This window comes from Bacteroides sp. MSB163 (assembly GCF_036416795.1).
In the GTDB taxonomy this organism is placed as follows: domain Bacteria; phylum Bacteroidota; class Bacteroidia; order Bacteroidales; family Bacteroidaceae; genus Bacteroides; species Bacteroides maternus.
This window is the reverse complement of sequence record NZ_CP143867.1, coordinates 549,156-566,915: the sequence shown is the minus strand read 5'-3', so window position 1 is coordinate 566,915 and position 17,760 is coordinate 549,156. Positions and strand designations below refer to the sequence as shown.

Annotated in this window: 10 protein-coding genes and 1 pseudogene; 8 read left to right on the top strand and 3 right to left on the bottom strand. The window is 46.4% G+C overall.

Annotated elements, in window-relative coordinates; all coding sequences use genetic code 11:
* Positions 1-602 precede the first annotated feature (602 nt).
* The 4 genes from VYM24_RS01970 (at position 603) to VYM24_RS01955 (ending at position 8,643) form a co-directional block, all read left to right on the top strand.
* Complete coding sequence (locus VYM24_RS01970) at positions 603-1,376, top strand: 5'-nucleotidase C-terminal domain-containing protein (RefSeq protein ID WP_299095065.1); 774 nt, start codon at positions 603-605, stop codon at positions 1,374-1,376.
* Between the two features lie 45 nt (positions 1,377-1,421).
* The gene (locus VYM24_RS01965) at positions 1,422-2,342 is read left to right on the top strand and encodes a bifunctional metallophosphatase/5'-nucleotidase (protein ID WP_299095062.1); all 921 of its coding nucleotides are present in this window, start codon (positions 1,422-1,424) and stop codon (positions 2,340-2,342) included.
* Positions 2,343-2,369: 27 nt separating this feature from the next.
* Entirely contained in the window at positions 2,370-5,372 is a 3,003-nt protein-coding gene (locus tag VYM24_RS01960) for a serine hydrolase domain-containing protein (protein ID WP_330941328.1), read from the top strand.
* A 130-nt stretch (positions 5,373-5,502) separates the two neighbouring features.
* Complete coding sequence (locus VYM24_RS01955; protein WP_330941327.1) at positions 5,503-8,643, top strand: serine hydrolase domain-containing protein; 3,141 nt, start codon at positions 5,503-5,505, stop codon at positions 8,641-8,643.
* A gap of 133 nt (positions 8,644-8,776) precedes the next feature.
* Here the strand turns inward: VYM24_RS01955 and VYM24_RS01950 are convergent, their stop codons facing one another.
* The 3 genes from VYM24_RS01950 to VYM24_RS01940 all read right to left on the bottom strand — a co-directional run bounded on the left by VYM24_RS01950 (position 8,777) and on the right by VYM24_RS01940 (position 11,448).
* Positions 8,777-9,406 (bottom strand): porin family protein, encoded by a 630-nt coding sequence (locus VYM24_RS01950; protein WP_044267466.1) that lies wholly within the window; start codon positions 9,404-9,406, stop codon positions 8,777-8,779.
* Positions 9,407-9,526: 120 nt separating this feature from the next.
* Positions 9,527-10,159 carry a DUF4136 domain-containing protein gene (locus tag VYM24_RS01945; protein WP_044267463.1) on the bottom strand — a complete coding sequence of 211 codons (633 nt, stop codon included), beginning with the start codon at positions 10,157-10,159 and terminating at the stop codon, positions 9,527-9,529.
* A 281-nt stretch (positions 10,160-10,440) separates the two neighbouring features.
* Positions 10,441-11,448, bottom strand: coding sequence for an aldo/keto reductase (locus VYM24_RS01940; RefSeq protein WP_330941326.1), 1,008 nt, complete (start codon positions 11,446-11,448; stop codon positions 10,441-10,443).
* A 356-nt stretch (positions 11,449-11,804) separates the two neighbouring features.
* On the opposite strand from VYM24_RS01940, the gene VYM24_RS01935 reads away from it, so the two are divergent.
* From VYM24_RS01935 to VYM24_RS01920, 4 genes and pseudogenes are all read left to right on the top strand, one after another.
* The gene (locus VYM24_RS01935) at positions 11,805-14,105 is read left to right on the top strand and encodes a glycoside hydrolase family 3 N-terminal domain-containing protein (RefSeq protein WP_330941325.1); all 2,301 of its coding nucleotides are present in this window, start codon (positions 11,805-11,807) and stop codon (positions 14,103-14,105) included.
* A 167-nt stretch (positions 14,106-14,272) separates the two neighbouring features.
* On the top strand, positions 14,273-15,160 hold the full coding sequence (locus VYM24_RS01930; RefSeq protein WP_007211754.1) for a helix-turn-helix domain-containing protein: 888 nt from the start codon (positions 14,273-14,275) through the stop codon (positions 15,158-15,160).
* A gap of 71 nt (positions 15,161-15,231) precedes the next feature.
* Positions 15,232-16,506, top strand: a pseudogene (locus tag VYM24_RS01925) (acetylxylan esterase); the annotation flags it as partial.
* Positions 16,498-17,760, top strand: a complete 1,263-nt coding sequence (locus VYM24_RS01920; RefSeq protein WP_291552798.1) for a glycoside hydrolase 5 family protein — start codon at positions 16,498-16,500, stop codon at positions 17,758-17,760. The pseudogene VYM24_RS01925 and the gene VYM24_RS01920, both read left to right, overlap by 9 nt.

The following is a 17,760-nucleotide window of genomic DNA, read 5'->3' as shown; positions in this document are numbered from 1 at the left end:
TATAGGTATATTTTTAAAGTTTCGCATATAGGTTAGCCTGAAAGGCTATATGCAGAACTTACATATATTTAAATAACGTGAGTTTAGGCGGTTTATTATTTATGCGAATCATCAGGAGTTGAATTGGAATCATAACAGTACAGTAAGGAAACTATGCTTCTCAATGTCAGTAGCATAGGGACATGACACTTGGAACTTATTACCTTGAGAACCGGAACTCCCTTTGCTTTGCTGCTCAAGATGCCATCTTGTGTTGTTCAAGATGGTATGTTGTGCTGCATAAGATGGCATCTTGAGCAGTAAAGGTAGTTATGCTTCAGCAGATATGCAAGCTTTTTATGGGGGAAAGGTAATAGTGATGTACGTGCATTTTTATTGGATTGTATCGAAACAGTATTATCTCTGTGATTATAACTGTGCAGAGAGGAGTTAAAAGCTGATACTACGCTTTGTACCTTCCTTGGGGCTATGAGTAGCAGCACTATCATCCCGGAACTTAAAAATGTGCCTGAAAACGAAGAAGTTCATCTTTTTTCTTTCCGTCAGGACGGAATAAGAAAGACAATTCGTTATATTTGTAGCAATTTAAAAACCCGAACAAAATGAAAAGAATAACTTTGAAATTTATTTCCGGAGTGCTTTTGGCGGTTGTATTTCTGCTAAGCTCTTGTAACTCTGTATATAAGGTGACGAGGTCAGGAGGGACAATGGTAGCGATTGATTCTACTTGGGATGTGAACCCGGATGCTGAAGCAGTGGCACTGCTTGCTCCTTATAAGGCAAAAGTTGACAGTATCATGTATCGCGTGGTAGGTACTGCCGAAATGAGTATGGATAAAGGCGCTCCGGAGAGCTTGCTTTCCAATCTGGTAGCGGATGTATTGCGTGATGCTGCCGCACAAGTGCTGGGCAAGTCTGCCGATATGGGGCTGATAAATATGGGTGGTTTGCGGAATGTGCTGACAGAAGGCCCTATCACTACCGAAAATATCTATGAGATATTACCTTTCGAAAATTCCCTTTGTGTATTGACTATGAAGGGAGTCTATCTGAAAGAACTGTTTAATAATATTGCCGTGCGTCATGGCGAAGGTGTCAGTGGAGTACAACTTCTGATTACAAAAGACGGGAAACTGTTGCAGGGTACGGTTGGCGGGCGTCCGATAGAAGACGATCAACTTTATACAATTGCTACAATCGACTATCTGGCTGACGGAAACGACGGGATGACTGCCTTGCCCCAGGCTGAGAAACGGGAATGTCCGGACGGAGCTACTTTGCGCGGCCTGTTCATGGACTATGTGGAACGTCAAACTGCTGCCGGAAAGAAGATCACTTCGCGTCTGGAAGGTAGAGTAACTGTGAAAGATGAGTAATCCTGCTCATCGAGAAAATAAATCATAATTCATAAATCAGAAATCATGAAACGATATATTCTTTTAATGTTGGCAGTCTGCTGCCTTCTTCCGGCATCAGCACAACAACCTACCCGGAAAATCTCCGAGGAACCTCTTTGTCTGCTGGCTCCTGACTCTGCACAGAAAACCAAACAATTGGTGATTCTGCAAACAAGTGATACACATAGCCGTATTGAGCCTATTGCTGTAAATGCTGCTGACCGCTATGCCGGTATGGGCGGAACCGTGCGCCGGGCTACCTTTATTAAAGAGGCACGCAAGGTGAACCCTGATCTGTTGTTATTTGACTGTGGAGATATCTCCCAGGGAACTCCTTACTATAATCTGTTCCAGGGGGAAGTAGAAGTCAAGATGATGAACCTTATGGGCTACGATGCCATGACGATTGGTAATCATGAGTTTGATTTCGGTCTGGAGAATATGGCACGTCTGTTCCGTATGGCAAACTTCCCGGTGGTATGTGCCAACTATGATGTAACAGGTACGGTACTGGAAGGACTGGTGAAACCTTATACTACTTTCAGCCGCAACGGATTGAAGATCGGTGTCTTCGGTCTTGCTCCGAAGATGGAAGGATTGGTGCAGGCAGATAAATGTGAAGGTGTGGTTTATAATGATCCGATAGAAGCGGCACAGAAGACGACAGATCTGCTGAAGAACCAGGAAGGTTGCGATGTCGTTATTTGCTTGTCGCATCTGGGTTATCAGCTTAAAGGTGCTCCTTGCGACGGAGAACTGGCGCAGAAAACAAATAATATTGATGCCATATTGGGCGGGCATACCCATACTTTCATGAAAGAGCCTGCTATTTATTTGAATAAAGACGGTAAGAATGTACCTGTGATGCACACAGGAAGAAGTGGAATTTATGTGGGAATGTTGAAACTGACACTTACAGAAGAAGAATCCCAACCATCATTATAGATAATACCGCCAACGAACTACAAAGAAATGAAAAGAATAATTCTTTTGTTGTTAGCTATCCTTTTATGGGGTGGCACATCCTTGCTTCATGCCCAGGCGGAAGCCCCTTTTCTACCTTCAGCGGCAGATGCACGTTGCAAGCAGTGGGTAGATTCCGTATTTTCCGGTTTGAACCTGCAAGAGAAAGTCGGGCAGTTGATTGTCACCACCTTCCCGGCTAAGGCGGATAAGCAGAAAAAAAAGCAGATACGTGATCTTGTGAAGAAGTATAAGATCGGAGGTCTGCTCTTTGCCGAAGGTACGCCGGAAGAACAGGCAATACTGACGAATATTGCGCAGAAGAACTCCAAAGTTCCCGTTATGATCACTTTTGACGGTGAGTGGGGGCTCTCCATGCGTCTGGAAGGTACACCTTATTTCCCAAAGAATGCGGCTCTGGGCTGCATTGAAGACAATCAGCTGATTTATGAATACGGACGTGAGGTGGCACGGGAATTTCGTGAATTGGGTGTGCACGTCAATTTTGCACCTGATGCGGATGTGAATACCAATCCTTTGAATCCGGTGATTCATGTACGTTCGTTCGGTGAAGATCCGAAGAAAGTAGCGGAAAAGGTGCTGGCTTACAGTCGTGGATTGGAAAGCGGTGGTGTGCTATCCGTAAGCAAACACTTTCCCGGTCATGGAGATACGGACGTGGACTCGCATAAGGGCCTGCCGGTGCTCTACTATAATCGTGAACGTTTGGATAGTGTCGAGCTGTATCCGTTCCGCGAAATGGTGCGTGCCGGATTGGGCGGTGTGATGGTAGGCCATTTGCAGGTGCCGGCTTTGGAACCGGACGCCAAAACGGCATCTTCACTTTCCAGAAATGTAGTAACGGGGTTACTGAAAGATGAGATGGGCTTTCAGGGCTTGGTATTTACGGATGCGCTGGATATGAGAGGTGTTTCGTCTGTGCCCCAGCTTACTACAAAAGCCTTACTTGCCGGAAATGATATGCTACTGGTGCAGTACAACACCGAAAACGCTGTACGGGAAGTGCTGAGTGCTGTGAAGGAAGGTATTCTTTCTGAAAAAGAAGTGGAAGCGAAATGCCGTAAGATACTTACTTATAAATACCTGTTGGGCTTGCGCCAACCGCGCCCGCAGTTGCAAGTTAGCGGAAAGAGCTATCGTATCCATACGGATGAAGCGAAGGCGCTAGTAACCAGATTGCGCCAGGCTGCTGTTACGGTGCTTGGCAATCATTTCGGGATATTGCCTTTGACACCAGTCGGTGGGGCTCCTATTGCTCTTCTGAGTATAGGCGAAGGTAAGGATAGTGTTTTTGTGGATGAGATGAAGAAATTGTCTCCTGTCCCGATGGAGTGTTTCCGTTTGACAAGAGAAACACCGGAAGATGGCCGCCGTGAACTGGCGCGTAAGTTGGCGGACTATCGGCGTATAGTGGTCAGCGTATCGGGAAAAGATGCCGATGTGGTTGCTTATGCCGATTTCCTGGCGGGATTGGACTTGTCCGTGCCGCTGGTATATGCTTTCTTTACGTCTTATCGTGGAATGCAACCGCTAGAGCCTGCTTTGAACCAAGCCAGTGCCGTAGTGTTGGGACATTCTTCCGAAGCGGATATCCAACAGTATGTGGCAGGTGTCATCTTTGCTAAAGTGCCTGCCCAAGGCAAACTTTCCATGAGTATCGGAAGTCTTTATCAGGCCGGTGAGGGAAGTGTGATCACTCCGGGGATGAAGCCGGGAAGCATTATTCCCGAGGATTTTGGGATGAAGTCCAATGAGTTGCATCGCATTGATGCTATCGTTCGGGCGGGATTGGTTGCCGGAGCTTATCCCGGTTGCCAGGTGCTGGTGCTGAAAGACGGTCAGACGGTGTATGATAAATGCTTCGGCATACATTCCGATAAGGATACCACTGCTGTACGTCCTACGGATCTGTTCGACCTGGCTTCCCTGACAAAGACTACCGCGACGCTGCTTGCCGTGACGAAACTTTATGACGGCGGTAAGTTGAAACTGACAGATAAGGCTTCCCAATACTTACCTTTCCTGCGAAGTACGAATAAGAAGAATATTACGATTAAGGACTTGCTTCTTCACGAGTCCGGACTGCCGCCTTATATTCGTTTCTATCTGGAGGCTATCGACCCGAACTCCGTGCATGGACCGTATGCCCAAAGTTGGGTGGATGAATGGCATCGCACTCGGGTAAGCGAACATAGCTATTATTGTTCGGACTTCAAGTTCAAGAAAGGACTGGTGTCGGAGAAGGAATCATCGGTTTACAACTTGCATGTAGCTGATAAGATGTGGCTGAATAAGAGCTTTAAGAATACCATCCTGCAAAAGATTGCCCGTTGCGAAATGGACAGTAAGCGGTATGTATACAGTGATCTCGGCTTTATCCTGCTGCAACAGGTGGTAGAGTCAATAGTCAAGTTGCCGATGGACCTCTATCTGGCTAAGGAGTTCTATGCGCCTATGGGCTTGCAGCGTACCATGTACCTGCCTTTGCAGAAATACTCCAAAGAAGAGATAATGCCTACGGCTGCAAACGACTTCCTGCGTCGTCAGGATTTGTGTGGCTATGTGCATGATGAGGCTGCTGCCTGTATGGGTGGCATATCCGGTAATGCCGGTCTCTTCTCCACCGCCTCCGAAGTGGCTAAAATCTATCAGATGATATTGAACGGTGGCGAATGGAACGGTAAACGCTATCTGAGCGAAGCGACCTGCCGCCTGTTCACTACGGAAACTTCCGCTATCAGCCGCCGGGGATTGGGCTTCGACAAACCTAATCTGAAGGATTTGAAGAACAGTCCTTGTGCTGCCTCTGCTACCGCTACCGTTTATGGGCATACCGGTTTCACGGGGACTTGCGCCTGGGTGGATCCAGAACACGGGACGGTGTATGTCTTCCTCAGTAACCGCCTGTGTCCCAATGTGTGGAATACGAAACTGGGTGAAATGAATATTCGCACGGATATACAGGAGGTGATTTATAAAAGTCTGAAATAGCCGGAACATAGAAATACGGGAGACACGGGAAATACAGCGTTTTTTACTAATTAGTCGAAAAAACTCTGTGTTTTCCGTGTCTTTGTGTTTGAAATACTATAACTTTGGTAGCCTTAATGTATAGATAATAATGAAGAAACTATTCCTATTCCTCTTGATATTATTTAGTTGTTGCGCCCGTTTTGATGCTCAGACACATCGCTTGCCGGCACCGCAATCTCCTGTTGCGCCTGTTGAACCTATCCTGATACGTCCCTTTACCAATGATGCCCGCTGCCGGCAGTGGGTGGACTCAGTGCTCAACAAGATGAGTCTGAAAGAACGTATCGGACAGCTATTCATTTATACCATTGCCCCCCAACAGAATAAAGCGAACCGCGACCTGTTGCGCAAAGTAGTGGACGACTACAAAGTGGGTGGCCTGCTTTTTTCCGGTGGTTTAATGGAAAACCAGGTGGCACTGACTAATGAAGCGCAGAAAATGGCAGATATTCCGTTGATGATTACCTTTGACGGTGAGTGGGGACTTTCCATGCGTTTGCGGGGTACACCGGTGTTTCCGCGAAATATGGTTCTGGGCTGTATACAAAACGACAGCCTGCTCTATGAGTACGGGCGCGAGATGGCCCGGCAGTGCCGTGAGCTTGGCGTGCAAGTCAACTTTGCTCCCGTGGCAGATGTGAATATCAATCCGAAGAATCCCGTTATCAATACCCGCTCTTTTGGAGAAAGTCCGGTAAATGTGGCGGATAAAGTGATAGCTTATGCACGTGGACTGGAAGATGGCGGTGTACTTTCCGTAAGCAAGCATTTTCCCGGTCATGGAGATACGGATGTGGATTCGCATCATTCATTGCCGAAGCTGTCGTTTTCGCGTGCACGTCTGGACAGCGTGGAGCTTTATCCATTCAGAAAGGCGATTCAGGCCGGACTGTCCGGTATGATGGTGGGACATTTGGAAGTGCCGGTGCTTGAGCCGAAACGGGGAGTGCCTTCTTCGCTTTCGCGCAAAGTGGTGCATGATTTGTTGACGCAGGAGATGAAGTTCAAAGGGTTGGTGTTTACGGATGCACTTGCCATGAAGGGAGTATCTGCCAATAACGCGAGTATTTGCTTGCAGGCGTTGCAGGCGGGGCACGACCTGCTGCTTGTTCCCCGGCGGATAAAGGAGGAGGTGGAAGCTATACTGGATGCCGTGAAGAGCGGTGAGTTGACAGAAGCGGAAATCGAAGCGAAGTGCCGGAAAGTACTTACCTATAAATATGCTCTCGGATTGTCGAAGAAACCTTTTGTCCGTCTTTCCGGTTTGGGAAACCGTATCAATACGGCACATACGCGTGATCTGATACGGCGTCTGAATCAGGAGGCGATCACTGTGCTGAGAAATAAAAACAATGTGCTTCCATTGGATGCGGATACCCGTGAAGTGGCGGTGCTCAATGTGGGGGATGCGAAAGAGGTACAGCCGTTCCTGAAAGAACTCTCCGGATATATAAATTCCACCGGGACGGAAGGAAGTCCCACCGTCTTTCAACTGAAGAAAGACTTGCAGCCTGCTGCACGCAAGCTGTTGCGTGATTCATTGTCACAATATAAACGTATTCTTGTCTGCGTCACGGAACATCGCCTGGCACCCTACCAACCCTTCTTTGCCGAGTTTACTCACGATGTGCCGGTGGTTTATCTGCTTTTTATTCCCGGTAAACAGATGTTGCAGATACGCCGGGCAGTGTCGGCTGCGGACGCCGTAGTATTGGCACATTCTTCGATAGATGATGTGCAGTGCCGGACAGCCAAAATACTTTATGGAGATGCAACAGCCGACGGACGCCTTTCGGCAAGTATCAGCAATTTGTTTGCCACAGGTACGGGGCAGGTTATTACTCCGAAGACACCGCTCCACTTTGTGCCCGATGAGTATGGAGTGAACTCTCGTCTGCTGTCCCGTATCGATGAGATTGCGAAAGAAGGGATTAAGGAAGGTGCCTATCCCGGTTGCCAGATCGTGATATTGAAAGATGGAAAGGAAATGTATAATAAGGCATTCGGAATACATACCTGGCCGGGTGCTTCTGCCAATGGACTTTCTGCATCCGTTATTCCGGGTGCTACCTTGCCGGTATCCCCGACGGATGTTTATGATCTTGCTTCGCTGACAAAGACTACGGCAACGTTGCTTGCCGTCATGAAGCTGTACGATAAAGGGCGTCTGAATCTTACTGACCGTGTGTCGGACTATCTGCCTTGGCTTCAGGATACGGATAAAAAGGATATTACTGTCCGGCAATTACTGTTGCATGAGTCCGGATTGCCTTCCACGTTGTTGTTCTATCTGGAAGCTATCGATAAGGAAAGTTATGAAGGAACTCTTTTCAAGGCAAAGCCCGATGCCGCACATTCCGCACAGATTGGTGTACGTACCTGGGCAAACCCGAAGTTCAAGTTCCAGAAGGGGCTGATGTCTAAGGTACGGACGGCAGAGCACACATTGCAGGTCTCTGATAGCTTGTGGCTGAATCGCTCCTTCAAGGAGGCATATCGGCAGAAGATTATAGAAACTCCGTTGCGTGACCGCCGCTATAGGTATAGTTGTGTCGGCTTCATCCTGTTGCAGCAGTTGGTGGAAGCGCGTACGGGAATGTCGATGGATGCTTTTCTGGAGCAGGAGTTCTATGCTCCGATGGGACTGAAACGTACCGGATACCTGCCGCTGCGAGGTGCAGCTACTGCGGGAACGGTTTATGCCGGCATTGTGTCCGGTAGCCATGCTCCTCTGTCGAAAGCCGAAATCATACCTTCTTCCTTTGATCCATTCTTGCGGAAGACTGTTCTTCAAGGCTTTGTACATGATGAGTCGGCAGCCTTCCAGGGTGGTGTATCGGGTAATGCCGGACTATTCTCTAATGCAACGGAAGTAGCGCGAATTTATCAGATGTTGCTGAATGGTGGTGAACTGGATGGCAAGCGTTATCTGAGTCCGGAAACTTGCCGTGTATTTACTACTACGGTTTCGCGCATCAGCCGCCGTGGTCTGGGATTTGATAAGCCCGACCGTCAGAATCCGGCAAAGAGCCCATGCGCTGCCGCTACCCCTTCTACTGTTTATGGTCATACCGGCTTTACGGGTACTTGTGCCTGGGTAGATCCGACGAACGGCCTTGTTTACGTCTTCCTGTGTAATCGCATTTATCCCAATGTATGGAATACGAAACTGATGAAGATGGATATTCGTACACGAATACAGGAGGTGATGTATCAGGCGGTGAAATAGTTACGAGCTACACGAGTTACAAGCTACAAAAGGGAATAGCCCCCCGCTCACGCGGCCGGTTATTCCCTTTTTTCACGTCTTGAAACAATCAATTAATACCAGTCAAACTTATTGTGTTGCAATGCAAATTATGTTAGAATGCAATACCCAGGCGTAGACCGAAGTTGCTCAAACCATCTACACTGTATGTGAACAGGTCACCCTTGTTTGTGCCGTAGCTATAGTAAGCGGCAACGTGCAGACCCGGACCATAAGCCCATGGGTAGATGTTGATACCAATTTCCGGTGATACGTAGAAGCCCCAGGTGCTCTTGTTAGCTTCGTACACATTGAAAGTAGATTTGATTTCGGCATATTGAGGACCTACTTTCACACCAACGTAAGGTTGGAAAGCGCTACCGCGGTCGAAAGTATAGCGTCCGGCAAGGCCGAAAGGCAATTGGAACAATGTGTGCTGTTGGTCAGTATTGATGCTACCGCCTTCGCCTACGGGAAGTGTCTGGCGACCGAAGTATTCATGGTTGCTGTGGTAGGCCAGGAAGGCACCAAGAGCAATATTCGGAGTCACATAGTAACCGCCTTCAAAGCTCATACCCCATCCGCTGGCTTTATCAGCGAAGTGGTTGCTCAAGGGGAAGTTGAATTGCCAATCGATGTTGGCATAACCGTTATCGGTTAGTTGTGCCTTTGCCGGCATGGCGAAGACGAGAGCCAGGGCAGTGATTGCCAGTACTCTCATAGAAAGATATTTTATTGTTTTCATACTTGTTATTGTTTTTAGTTATGAGATACTTCAGGCTGTACCTCTCTACTTAACTATTTACTACTAATATAAATCAGGAGTGAAAGGTTGATAGTTTATTATGGTATCTCCTGTTTCTCATTACTTATTAGTAAGATAGGAAGATTGAGCGTAGGCTTGGTTCACACCTTCAACGGCCAGTTTGGTGTTTACAGCTGTAGAACCGCTAAGCAATCCACTCATATAGCTTGTCCAGAGTATGGGCAATTTTTCCTTTTCGCCTTGAGTGGCTTCCAGGTTGAGGAGCTCGGTGATGAACGAACCGGTGCTATATGTATAAGTCACGGCATACGGGTAGTACCATCCGCCCCAGTTACCCCAGTAAGGTGCATCCCAGTAGCCCGGATAGTTCCACCACCATTCGGGACGTCCGTAATCATTAAAGTAGTAAGTGCTCTTGATGTAGCTGACCTGCAAACCGAGGTTGGCTTCTTCGCGATCGTCTACACGGACATAGCCGCGATTGTTCATATTGGTAGCGTAGGCTTGCAATATTTCCTGGGCGCTCTCATCTTTCCAGTATTCAGCTTCTTTCTTATCACCGATGATAAGGATGCTGTCCGGCATGTAGTACGTTTGGAAAGCTTTGAAATCAGCTTTCGTGTCATAGTTAGTATAAACCAGATACTTGTTGTCCAGCTTATCCGTGTCAGGGTCTTTTTCGCAGGCTGCGAAAGTCAAGACCACCAATAATAGGGGAATTAATTTCTTCATACTTTTATAATGTTTAGGTTAAATATAAAAATCCTGCCCTGGTACCTCAGGCTTTTGGTACATGAACAAGATAAAAAATAAAAGGTTCAGAAGGGGGTATGTTAAAATTGTATTCTTGGTGAAAAAAGTCTTAAGAAAGGGAATGCTTGTTGTACTAAATCCCGCATACATATAGCTAAACTTTAGCTAAAACGTATGCGGGATTTAGTACAACGCTCGTTACTCTTAAAAGGAACCGATTTACCTGTCTGCAGATGATAAAACAAGTCCTTGTTATCAGTTTATTTCAGACTATCTATCTGATTGATCTTTTCTAATTCTTCCGCCGTGAATTTCGTATTTTTGATACTTTGCAGATTGTCATTTAACTGTGCTACAGAGCTTGCTCCGATAATGACTGAAGTAATCATATCATCTTTCAGTAACCATGCCAGGGCCATCTCAGCAAGAGTTTGTCCGCGTTGTGTGGCAATTTCGTTTAGGGCTTTTATCTTCTTCAATGTCTCGTCAGTCAATGCTTCTTTTTTCAGGAAACCGCCTTTGGCGATGCGTGAGTCTTCGGGAATACCTTTCAGATAACGGTTCGTCAGCAGTCCTTGTGCCAACGGTGAGAAGGCGATGAAACCTGTTCCGTTCTCTTTGGCCTGTTGCAGAATACCTTCTTCCTCCGGTTCCCGGTTGAACATATTATATCTTCCTTGATAAAGCAAGCAATGCACATCTCTCTCTTCCAGATAGCGGTAAGCAAATTCGGCAGCTTCTTTCGGATATTTGGAGATACCCACGTATAAGGCTTTGCCTTGTCGGACAATGTCAACAAGAGCTTGCAGTGTTTCTTCCAATGGAGTTACCGGATCATAGCGGTGCGAGTAGAAGATGTCTACATAGTCCAGATTCATCCGTTTCAGACTTTGGTTGAGGCTGTTCATCAGATACTTTCTGGACCCCCATTCACCGTATGGGCCGGGCCACATGTCATGACCGGCTTTGGTTGAAATGAACAGTTCGTCCCGGTAGGGCATGAACGATTTCTTCATAATCATTCCGAAGGTTTCTTCGGCAGAACCGTAGGATGGGCCGTAGTTGTTGGCAAGGTCGAAATGAGTGATACCTTGGGCGAAAGCGTAATGTGCCATCGCCTGGGAATTGGCCAGCGTGTTTACGTCGCCGAAGTTGTGCCATAAGCCTAAGGATATTTCGGGCAGCAGGATGCCGCTTCGTCCGCACCGGCGGTACTTCATACCATTGTCATACCGGTTGCTGTCGGGAGAGTAAATGGGGTTTATCATGTTATTGGGTTTAAGAGATTGTTCGGATACAAAAGTATACATTTCTTCCGGAAAAGACTTGTTTTGTTCATCAAAAGTATGAGGAATACAACTGATACCTCGATTTGAAACAAATTGTACTACATTTGGATAAGAAACTGTTGCCGGAAATTCATGGAGAGCACTATCTTTGCGGTGTAACAGAAAAGAAATGAGGTAAATGATTTTAGCCTATGTATTCAATCTCTTAGACGCAGATGACACGGATGACACGGATTTAAAGGCTGCGCTGTCACATCAATAAATAAAAAATCTGCGTCATCCGTGTCATCCGCGTCTAAAAAATAAATCATCACTTCATTCAAAACCTAATAATAATGAAGAAAATAATCGCAATTATGGCAATCGGAGCTTGTTTGTGTTCCTGCGGCGGAAGCCGGGAGGAAGTGTATAAAGACTCTACCGCACCCGTAAAGGACAGGGTAGAAGATCTCTTGAAAAGAATGACTCTGGAGGAGAAAGTAGGTCAGATGAATCAGTTCGTCGGTGTGGAACATATCAAGGCAAACAGTGCTGTGATGACCGAAGAAGAATTGAAGAATAATACCGCAAATGCTTTCTATCCAGGCTTTACGGAAAAAGATATAGAGAAGTGGACGGAAGAAGGACTGATTGGTTCTTTTCTGCATGTATTGACCATTGAAGAAGCCAACTATCTGCAATCTCTCGCAATGAAGAGCCGCTTGCAGATACCTATTATATTCGGTATCGATGCCATCCATGGCAATGCTAATGCGCCGGATAATACGGTATACCCCACCAACATCAACCTTGCTTGTTCCTTTGATACGCTGATGGCTTATAAGATAGCCCGGCAGACTGCAAAGGAAATGCGTGCGATGAACATGCACTGGACGTTTAATCCGAATGTGGAAGTAGCCCGTGATGCCCGTTGGGGACGTGTTGGCGAAACGTATGGTGAAGATCCTTATCTGGTTACTTTGCTGGGCGTACAGTCCGTGAAAGGTTATCAAGGCGATTTGAATGGCAACGAAGATGTACTGGCTTGTATCAAGCATTTCGTCGGTGGCAGTGAACCCATCAACGGAACGAACGGTTCTCCCACTGATTTGTCAGAGCGTACACTTCGTGAAGTTTTCTTTCCTCCCTTTGAGGCAGGAGTGAAGGTGGGAGCCATGTCTCTGATGACTGCCCACAATGAACTGAACGGTATCCCTTGTCATAGCAATGAGTGGCTGATGCAGGATATTCTGCGTGGTGAATGGAACTTCCCCGGATTCGTAGTCAGCGATTGGATGGATATTGAACATATCCATGACCTCCATGCTACTGCCGAAAATCTGAAGGAAGCTTTTTATCAGTCTATTATGGGAGGTATGGACATGCACATGCATGGTATTCACTGGAATGAGATGGTAGTGGAGTTGGTGAAGGAAGGACGTATCCCCGAATCCCGTATTGACGAATCTGTACGTCGCATACTGGATATCAAATTCCGTCTCGGTCTTTTCGAACAACCTTATGCCGATGAGGCCGAAACCATGAAAGTACGCCTTTGCGATGAGCATCGTGCAACGGCTCTTGAGTCTGCCCGCAATGGCATTGTATTATTGAAGAATGACGGTGTACTCCCTCTGGATGCTTCCAGATATAAGAAGATCATGGTGACCGGTATCAATGCCGACGACCAGAATATCTTGGGTGACTGGAGTGCTCCTGAGAAAGATGAAAACGTAACTACCATCCTGGAAGGTCTGAAGATGATTGCTCCCGATACTCAGTTTGATTTTGTAGACCAAGGTTGGGACCCTCGCAACATGGATCCGAAGAAAGTGGCTGAAGCTGCTGTACGTGCCAAGAGTGCTGATCTCAATATAGTAGTGGCAGGTGAATATATGATGCGCTTCCGTTGGAATGACCGTACAGACGGTGAAGATACCGACCGGTCGGATCTCGACCTGGTAGGTTTGCAGAACGAGTTGATAGAGAAAGTGGCTGCTTCCGGTAAGCCGACTATTCTTATTTTGGTGAACGGACGTCCTCTCGGTGTGCAGTGGGCGGCCGAAAATCTTCCCGCTATCGTAGAAGCATGGGCACCAGGAATGTACGGAGGGCAGGCAGTAGCCGAAATTCTGTATGGTAAGGTGAATCCGTCAGCCAAGTTGGCTATTACGATTCCTCATAGCGTAGGTCAGTTGCAGATGATATATAACCATAAGCCGTCACAATACTTCCATCCTTATGCGGCAGGCAAGCCAAGCACTCCGCTTTATCCGTTTGGTCACGGTCTTTCTTATACTACATATAAATATGATGACCTGAAATTGGCACAGAAAGAAATCACTAAGGATGGCACGGTGGATGTAAGTGTAAAAGTAACGAATACGGGCGACCGTGATGGAGTGGAGATCGTGCAATTGTATATACGTGATAAATTCAGTAGCGTCACCCGTCCGGTGAAGGAACTGAAAGACTTTGCCCGCGTATCGCTGAAAGCCGGTGAAAGTCAGGTCGTGAACTTTAAGATCACACCCGATAAACTGGCTTTCTATGATAAAAAGATGAAGAAGATTGTAGAACCGGGTGAGTTTATTGTGATGGTAGGCGCATCTTCTGATGATAAGGATCTGCTGAAAGACTCTTTCTTTGTGAAATAAAATACAGTTATTACTTTTTTCTTTTTAAGGTTATACCTTTCCGATGGCTAGGTATAACCTTTCTTTCTTTTTATAACAAATCTTACCCCATAATAAAACAAATTCTACCATTCGGGATTAAAAAGAATGGTTATTTTTGTGACATGATACTATTTTAACCAATCAATATGGAAAACTCAAACTACATTATGAGGGAGATTACTCCCTTGTCCGACCGCGATTGTTTTTATATCGCCGACCGTCGCAAGACGGAGTTTACTTATCCTATCCACTGTCATGCCGAATTCGAATTGAACTTTACGGAACATGCAGCCGGTGTCCGCCGGGTAGTGGGAGACTCTGCCGAGGTTATCAGCGACTATGACTTGGTACTGATTACCGGCAAAGAACTGGAGCATGTGTGGGAGCAACACGAATGTACTTCGAAGGAGATACGGGAAATCACGATTCAGTTTTCATCCGACCTGTTTTTCAAGAACTTCATGAACAAGAACCAGTTCGACAGCATCCGGCGTATGCTGGAAAAGGCGCAATGCGGCATTAGTTTCCCCATGCAAGCCATCATGAAAGTGTATAACTGGCTGGATAAACTGGCTTCCGAAGAACAGGGATTCTATGCGGTGATGCATTTTCTGCGCATTCTTTATGAATTGTCTTTGTATGATGATGCAAAGGTGCTGTCCAGCTCTTCCTTTGCTAAGATCGAGACGTTCTCTGACAGTCGCCGGGTGCAGAAGGTGCAGAAATATATTGCCGACCACTATCAGGAAGACATCCGTTTGAATACTCTGGCGGATATGGTGGGTATGACACCGGTTTCGTTCAGCCGTTTCTTCCGGTTGCGTACGGGAAAGACGCTTTCCGACTATATTATAGATATTCGTCTGGGGTTTGCTACACGCCTGTTGGTGGACTCGGCGCATACCATTGCCGAAATCTGCTATGATTGCGGCTTCAATAATCTGTCCAACTTCAACCGAATGTTTAAGCGTAAAAAAGATTGTTCACCGAAGGAGTTCAGGGAAAACTATAGAAAGAAGAAGATTGTGATATGATAATATTGTATCATTCTTCTTCTTCGAAACCACGTACATTTGCAACAACGAACAAATCTTAGTTTTCTACCATGAGAAAAATATCACTTCTTTTTGGATGCCTGTTGTGTATGCTTGCCGCAACGGCGCAGATACGCGGTAATGAAATCCGTGTAATGGTTTCTCCTGATCGTACCGATTGGAATTATCGTTTGAATGACAAATGTACATTTACCGTGCGGGTGCTGAAAGCTCAGAATCTTTTGCAGAATGTGACGGTGGATTATGAGCTGGGGCCGGAGATGTATCCTACTGAAGTCAAGAAAGGCGTATTGTTGAAGAATGGTGAATTGAAGTTGCAGGGGACGATGAAGACATCCGGATTTCTGCGTTGTAAAGTGACGGCACATGTAGGTAACCGTAAATACGAAGGACTGGCGACCGCTGCTTATTCTCCCGAACAACTGCAACCCATTACGGAACTTCCCGGAGACTTTCGTGAATTTTGGGCGAAAGAGCTGGAAGGCGCCCGCCGGACATCGCTTCAACCCTTGATGACTCTGCTTCCCGAGCGATGTACTGCGACAGTCAATGTCTATCATGTCAGCTTTCAAACAGATCGTTGGGGTTCCCGTTTCTACGGTATCCTTTGTGTGCCGAAAAAAGAAGGTAAGTATCCGGCTCTGTTGCGTGTGCCCGGTGCAGGTATCCGTCCGTATGCCGGAGATGTTTATACAGCGGAACAAGGTGCAATCACATTGGAAGTTGGCATCCACGGTATTCCCGTCACTATGGAGCAATCTTTTTATGATAATCTGATGAATGGTGCATTGAATGGTTACTGGACTTTCTGCCGGAATGATTTGAGGAATTTCTATTATCACCGGGTGATTATCGGTGCTTTACGTTCGGTTGATTTCATCTGTGAATTGCCGCAATATAACGGGCAGGCACTTGGTGTAACAGGCTCCAGTCAGGGTGGGGCACTTTCTGTGATGACGGCGGCCCTTGATCCGCGCGTCACTTTCTTTGCTGCCGTTCATCCGGCACTGTGCGACCATGAAGCCTTTATGAAGAAACGTGCTTGTGGCTGGCCGCATTATTTCTATTATTATGGTGCTCCCGATGCTAAAGAACTGGAAGTGGTGCGTTATTATGATACGGCTAACTTTGCCCGTTGTCTTACAGTACCCGGTTGGTTCAGTTGGGGATATAATGATGATGTTTGTCCGCCGACTTCCATGTATGCCGCTTATAATGTGGTGACTTCTCCCAAAGAACTCCATCCATATCTTGAAACTGGTCATTATTGGTATCAGGAACAATGGGACGAATGGCTGGCATGGCTGTGGAAACAGTTGGGAATAGGTGCGCCGGGTGCATGTACTCCTAAACCTGTTGAAAGCTCATTCGTTCATGTGAATGCGAACGGACAGTTCATCCGTAATGGAAACCCCTATTATTATGTAGGTACCAATTTCTGGTACGGTGCCATTCTTGGTTCTGAAGGTGAAGGAGGTGATCGTGAACGCCTGCATAAAGAATTGGATTTTCTGAAAAGTATCGGCATTAATAATTTGCGTGTATTGGTAGGTGCGGACGGTGAAAATGGTGTGAAAACCCGTGTGCAACCTTCTCTGCAAGTAGCTCCCGGTGTGTATAATGATACTATTTTAGCCGGATTGGATTACTTTATGAATGAATTGCGCAAGCGGGACATGACCGCCGTACTCTATTTGAATAACTCCTGGGAGTGGAGTGGTGGTTATTCTGTATATCTGCAATGGTCGGGACACGGTAAGGCTGTAGTGCCTGCAATAGACGGTTGGCCTGCCTATATGGAATATGTGAAACAATTTCATCAATCGGATAGCGCGAAGGTGTTGTTTGCCAATTATGTCAAAGACATCGTCACAAGAACAAATAGGTATAATCAGATAAAATATGTGGATGATCCAACGCTTATGTCTTGGCAGATAGGCAATGAGCCTCGCGCTTTTTCCGATGAAAACAAAGAGCCTTTCGCTAAATGGATGGCAGATGTTGCCGCCCTTATAAAGTCGCTCGACCCCAATCATCTGGTTTCTTCCGGAAGTGAGGGCTCCTGGGGATGCGAGGGGGACATTGCATTATATGAAAGAGTGCATGCAGATCCGAATATTGACTATCTGAATATCCATATTTGGCCTTATAACTGGGGATGGGTAAAAGCTGATAGTTTGAAAGAACTTCTTCCGCGAGCTAAGGAGAATACGAAGAAATATATTAATGATCACATGGTGGTTGCGCAGAAATATAAGAAGCCTGTGGTACTTGAAGAATTTGGCTTCCCTCGTGATGGTTTTCGTTTTTCTAAAAGCACTTCGACAGAAGTTCGTGATGAGTATTATCAATATGTATTTGATTTGATTCGTCAGGACCGGGAGAACGGCGGGCTTTTTGCCGGATGTAATTTTTGGGCATGGGGTGGTTTTGCTGAACAGAATCCCGAACATATCTATTGGGAAAAGGGAGATGATTACACCGGAGATCCGGCTCAGGAAGAGCAGGGGCTGAATTCTGTTTTCGCAACGGATACTACTGTTGAGATTATAAAAACTGAAAATGCAAAATTGAAATAA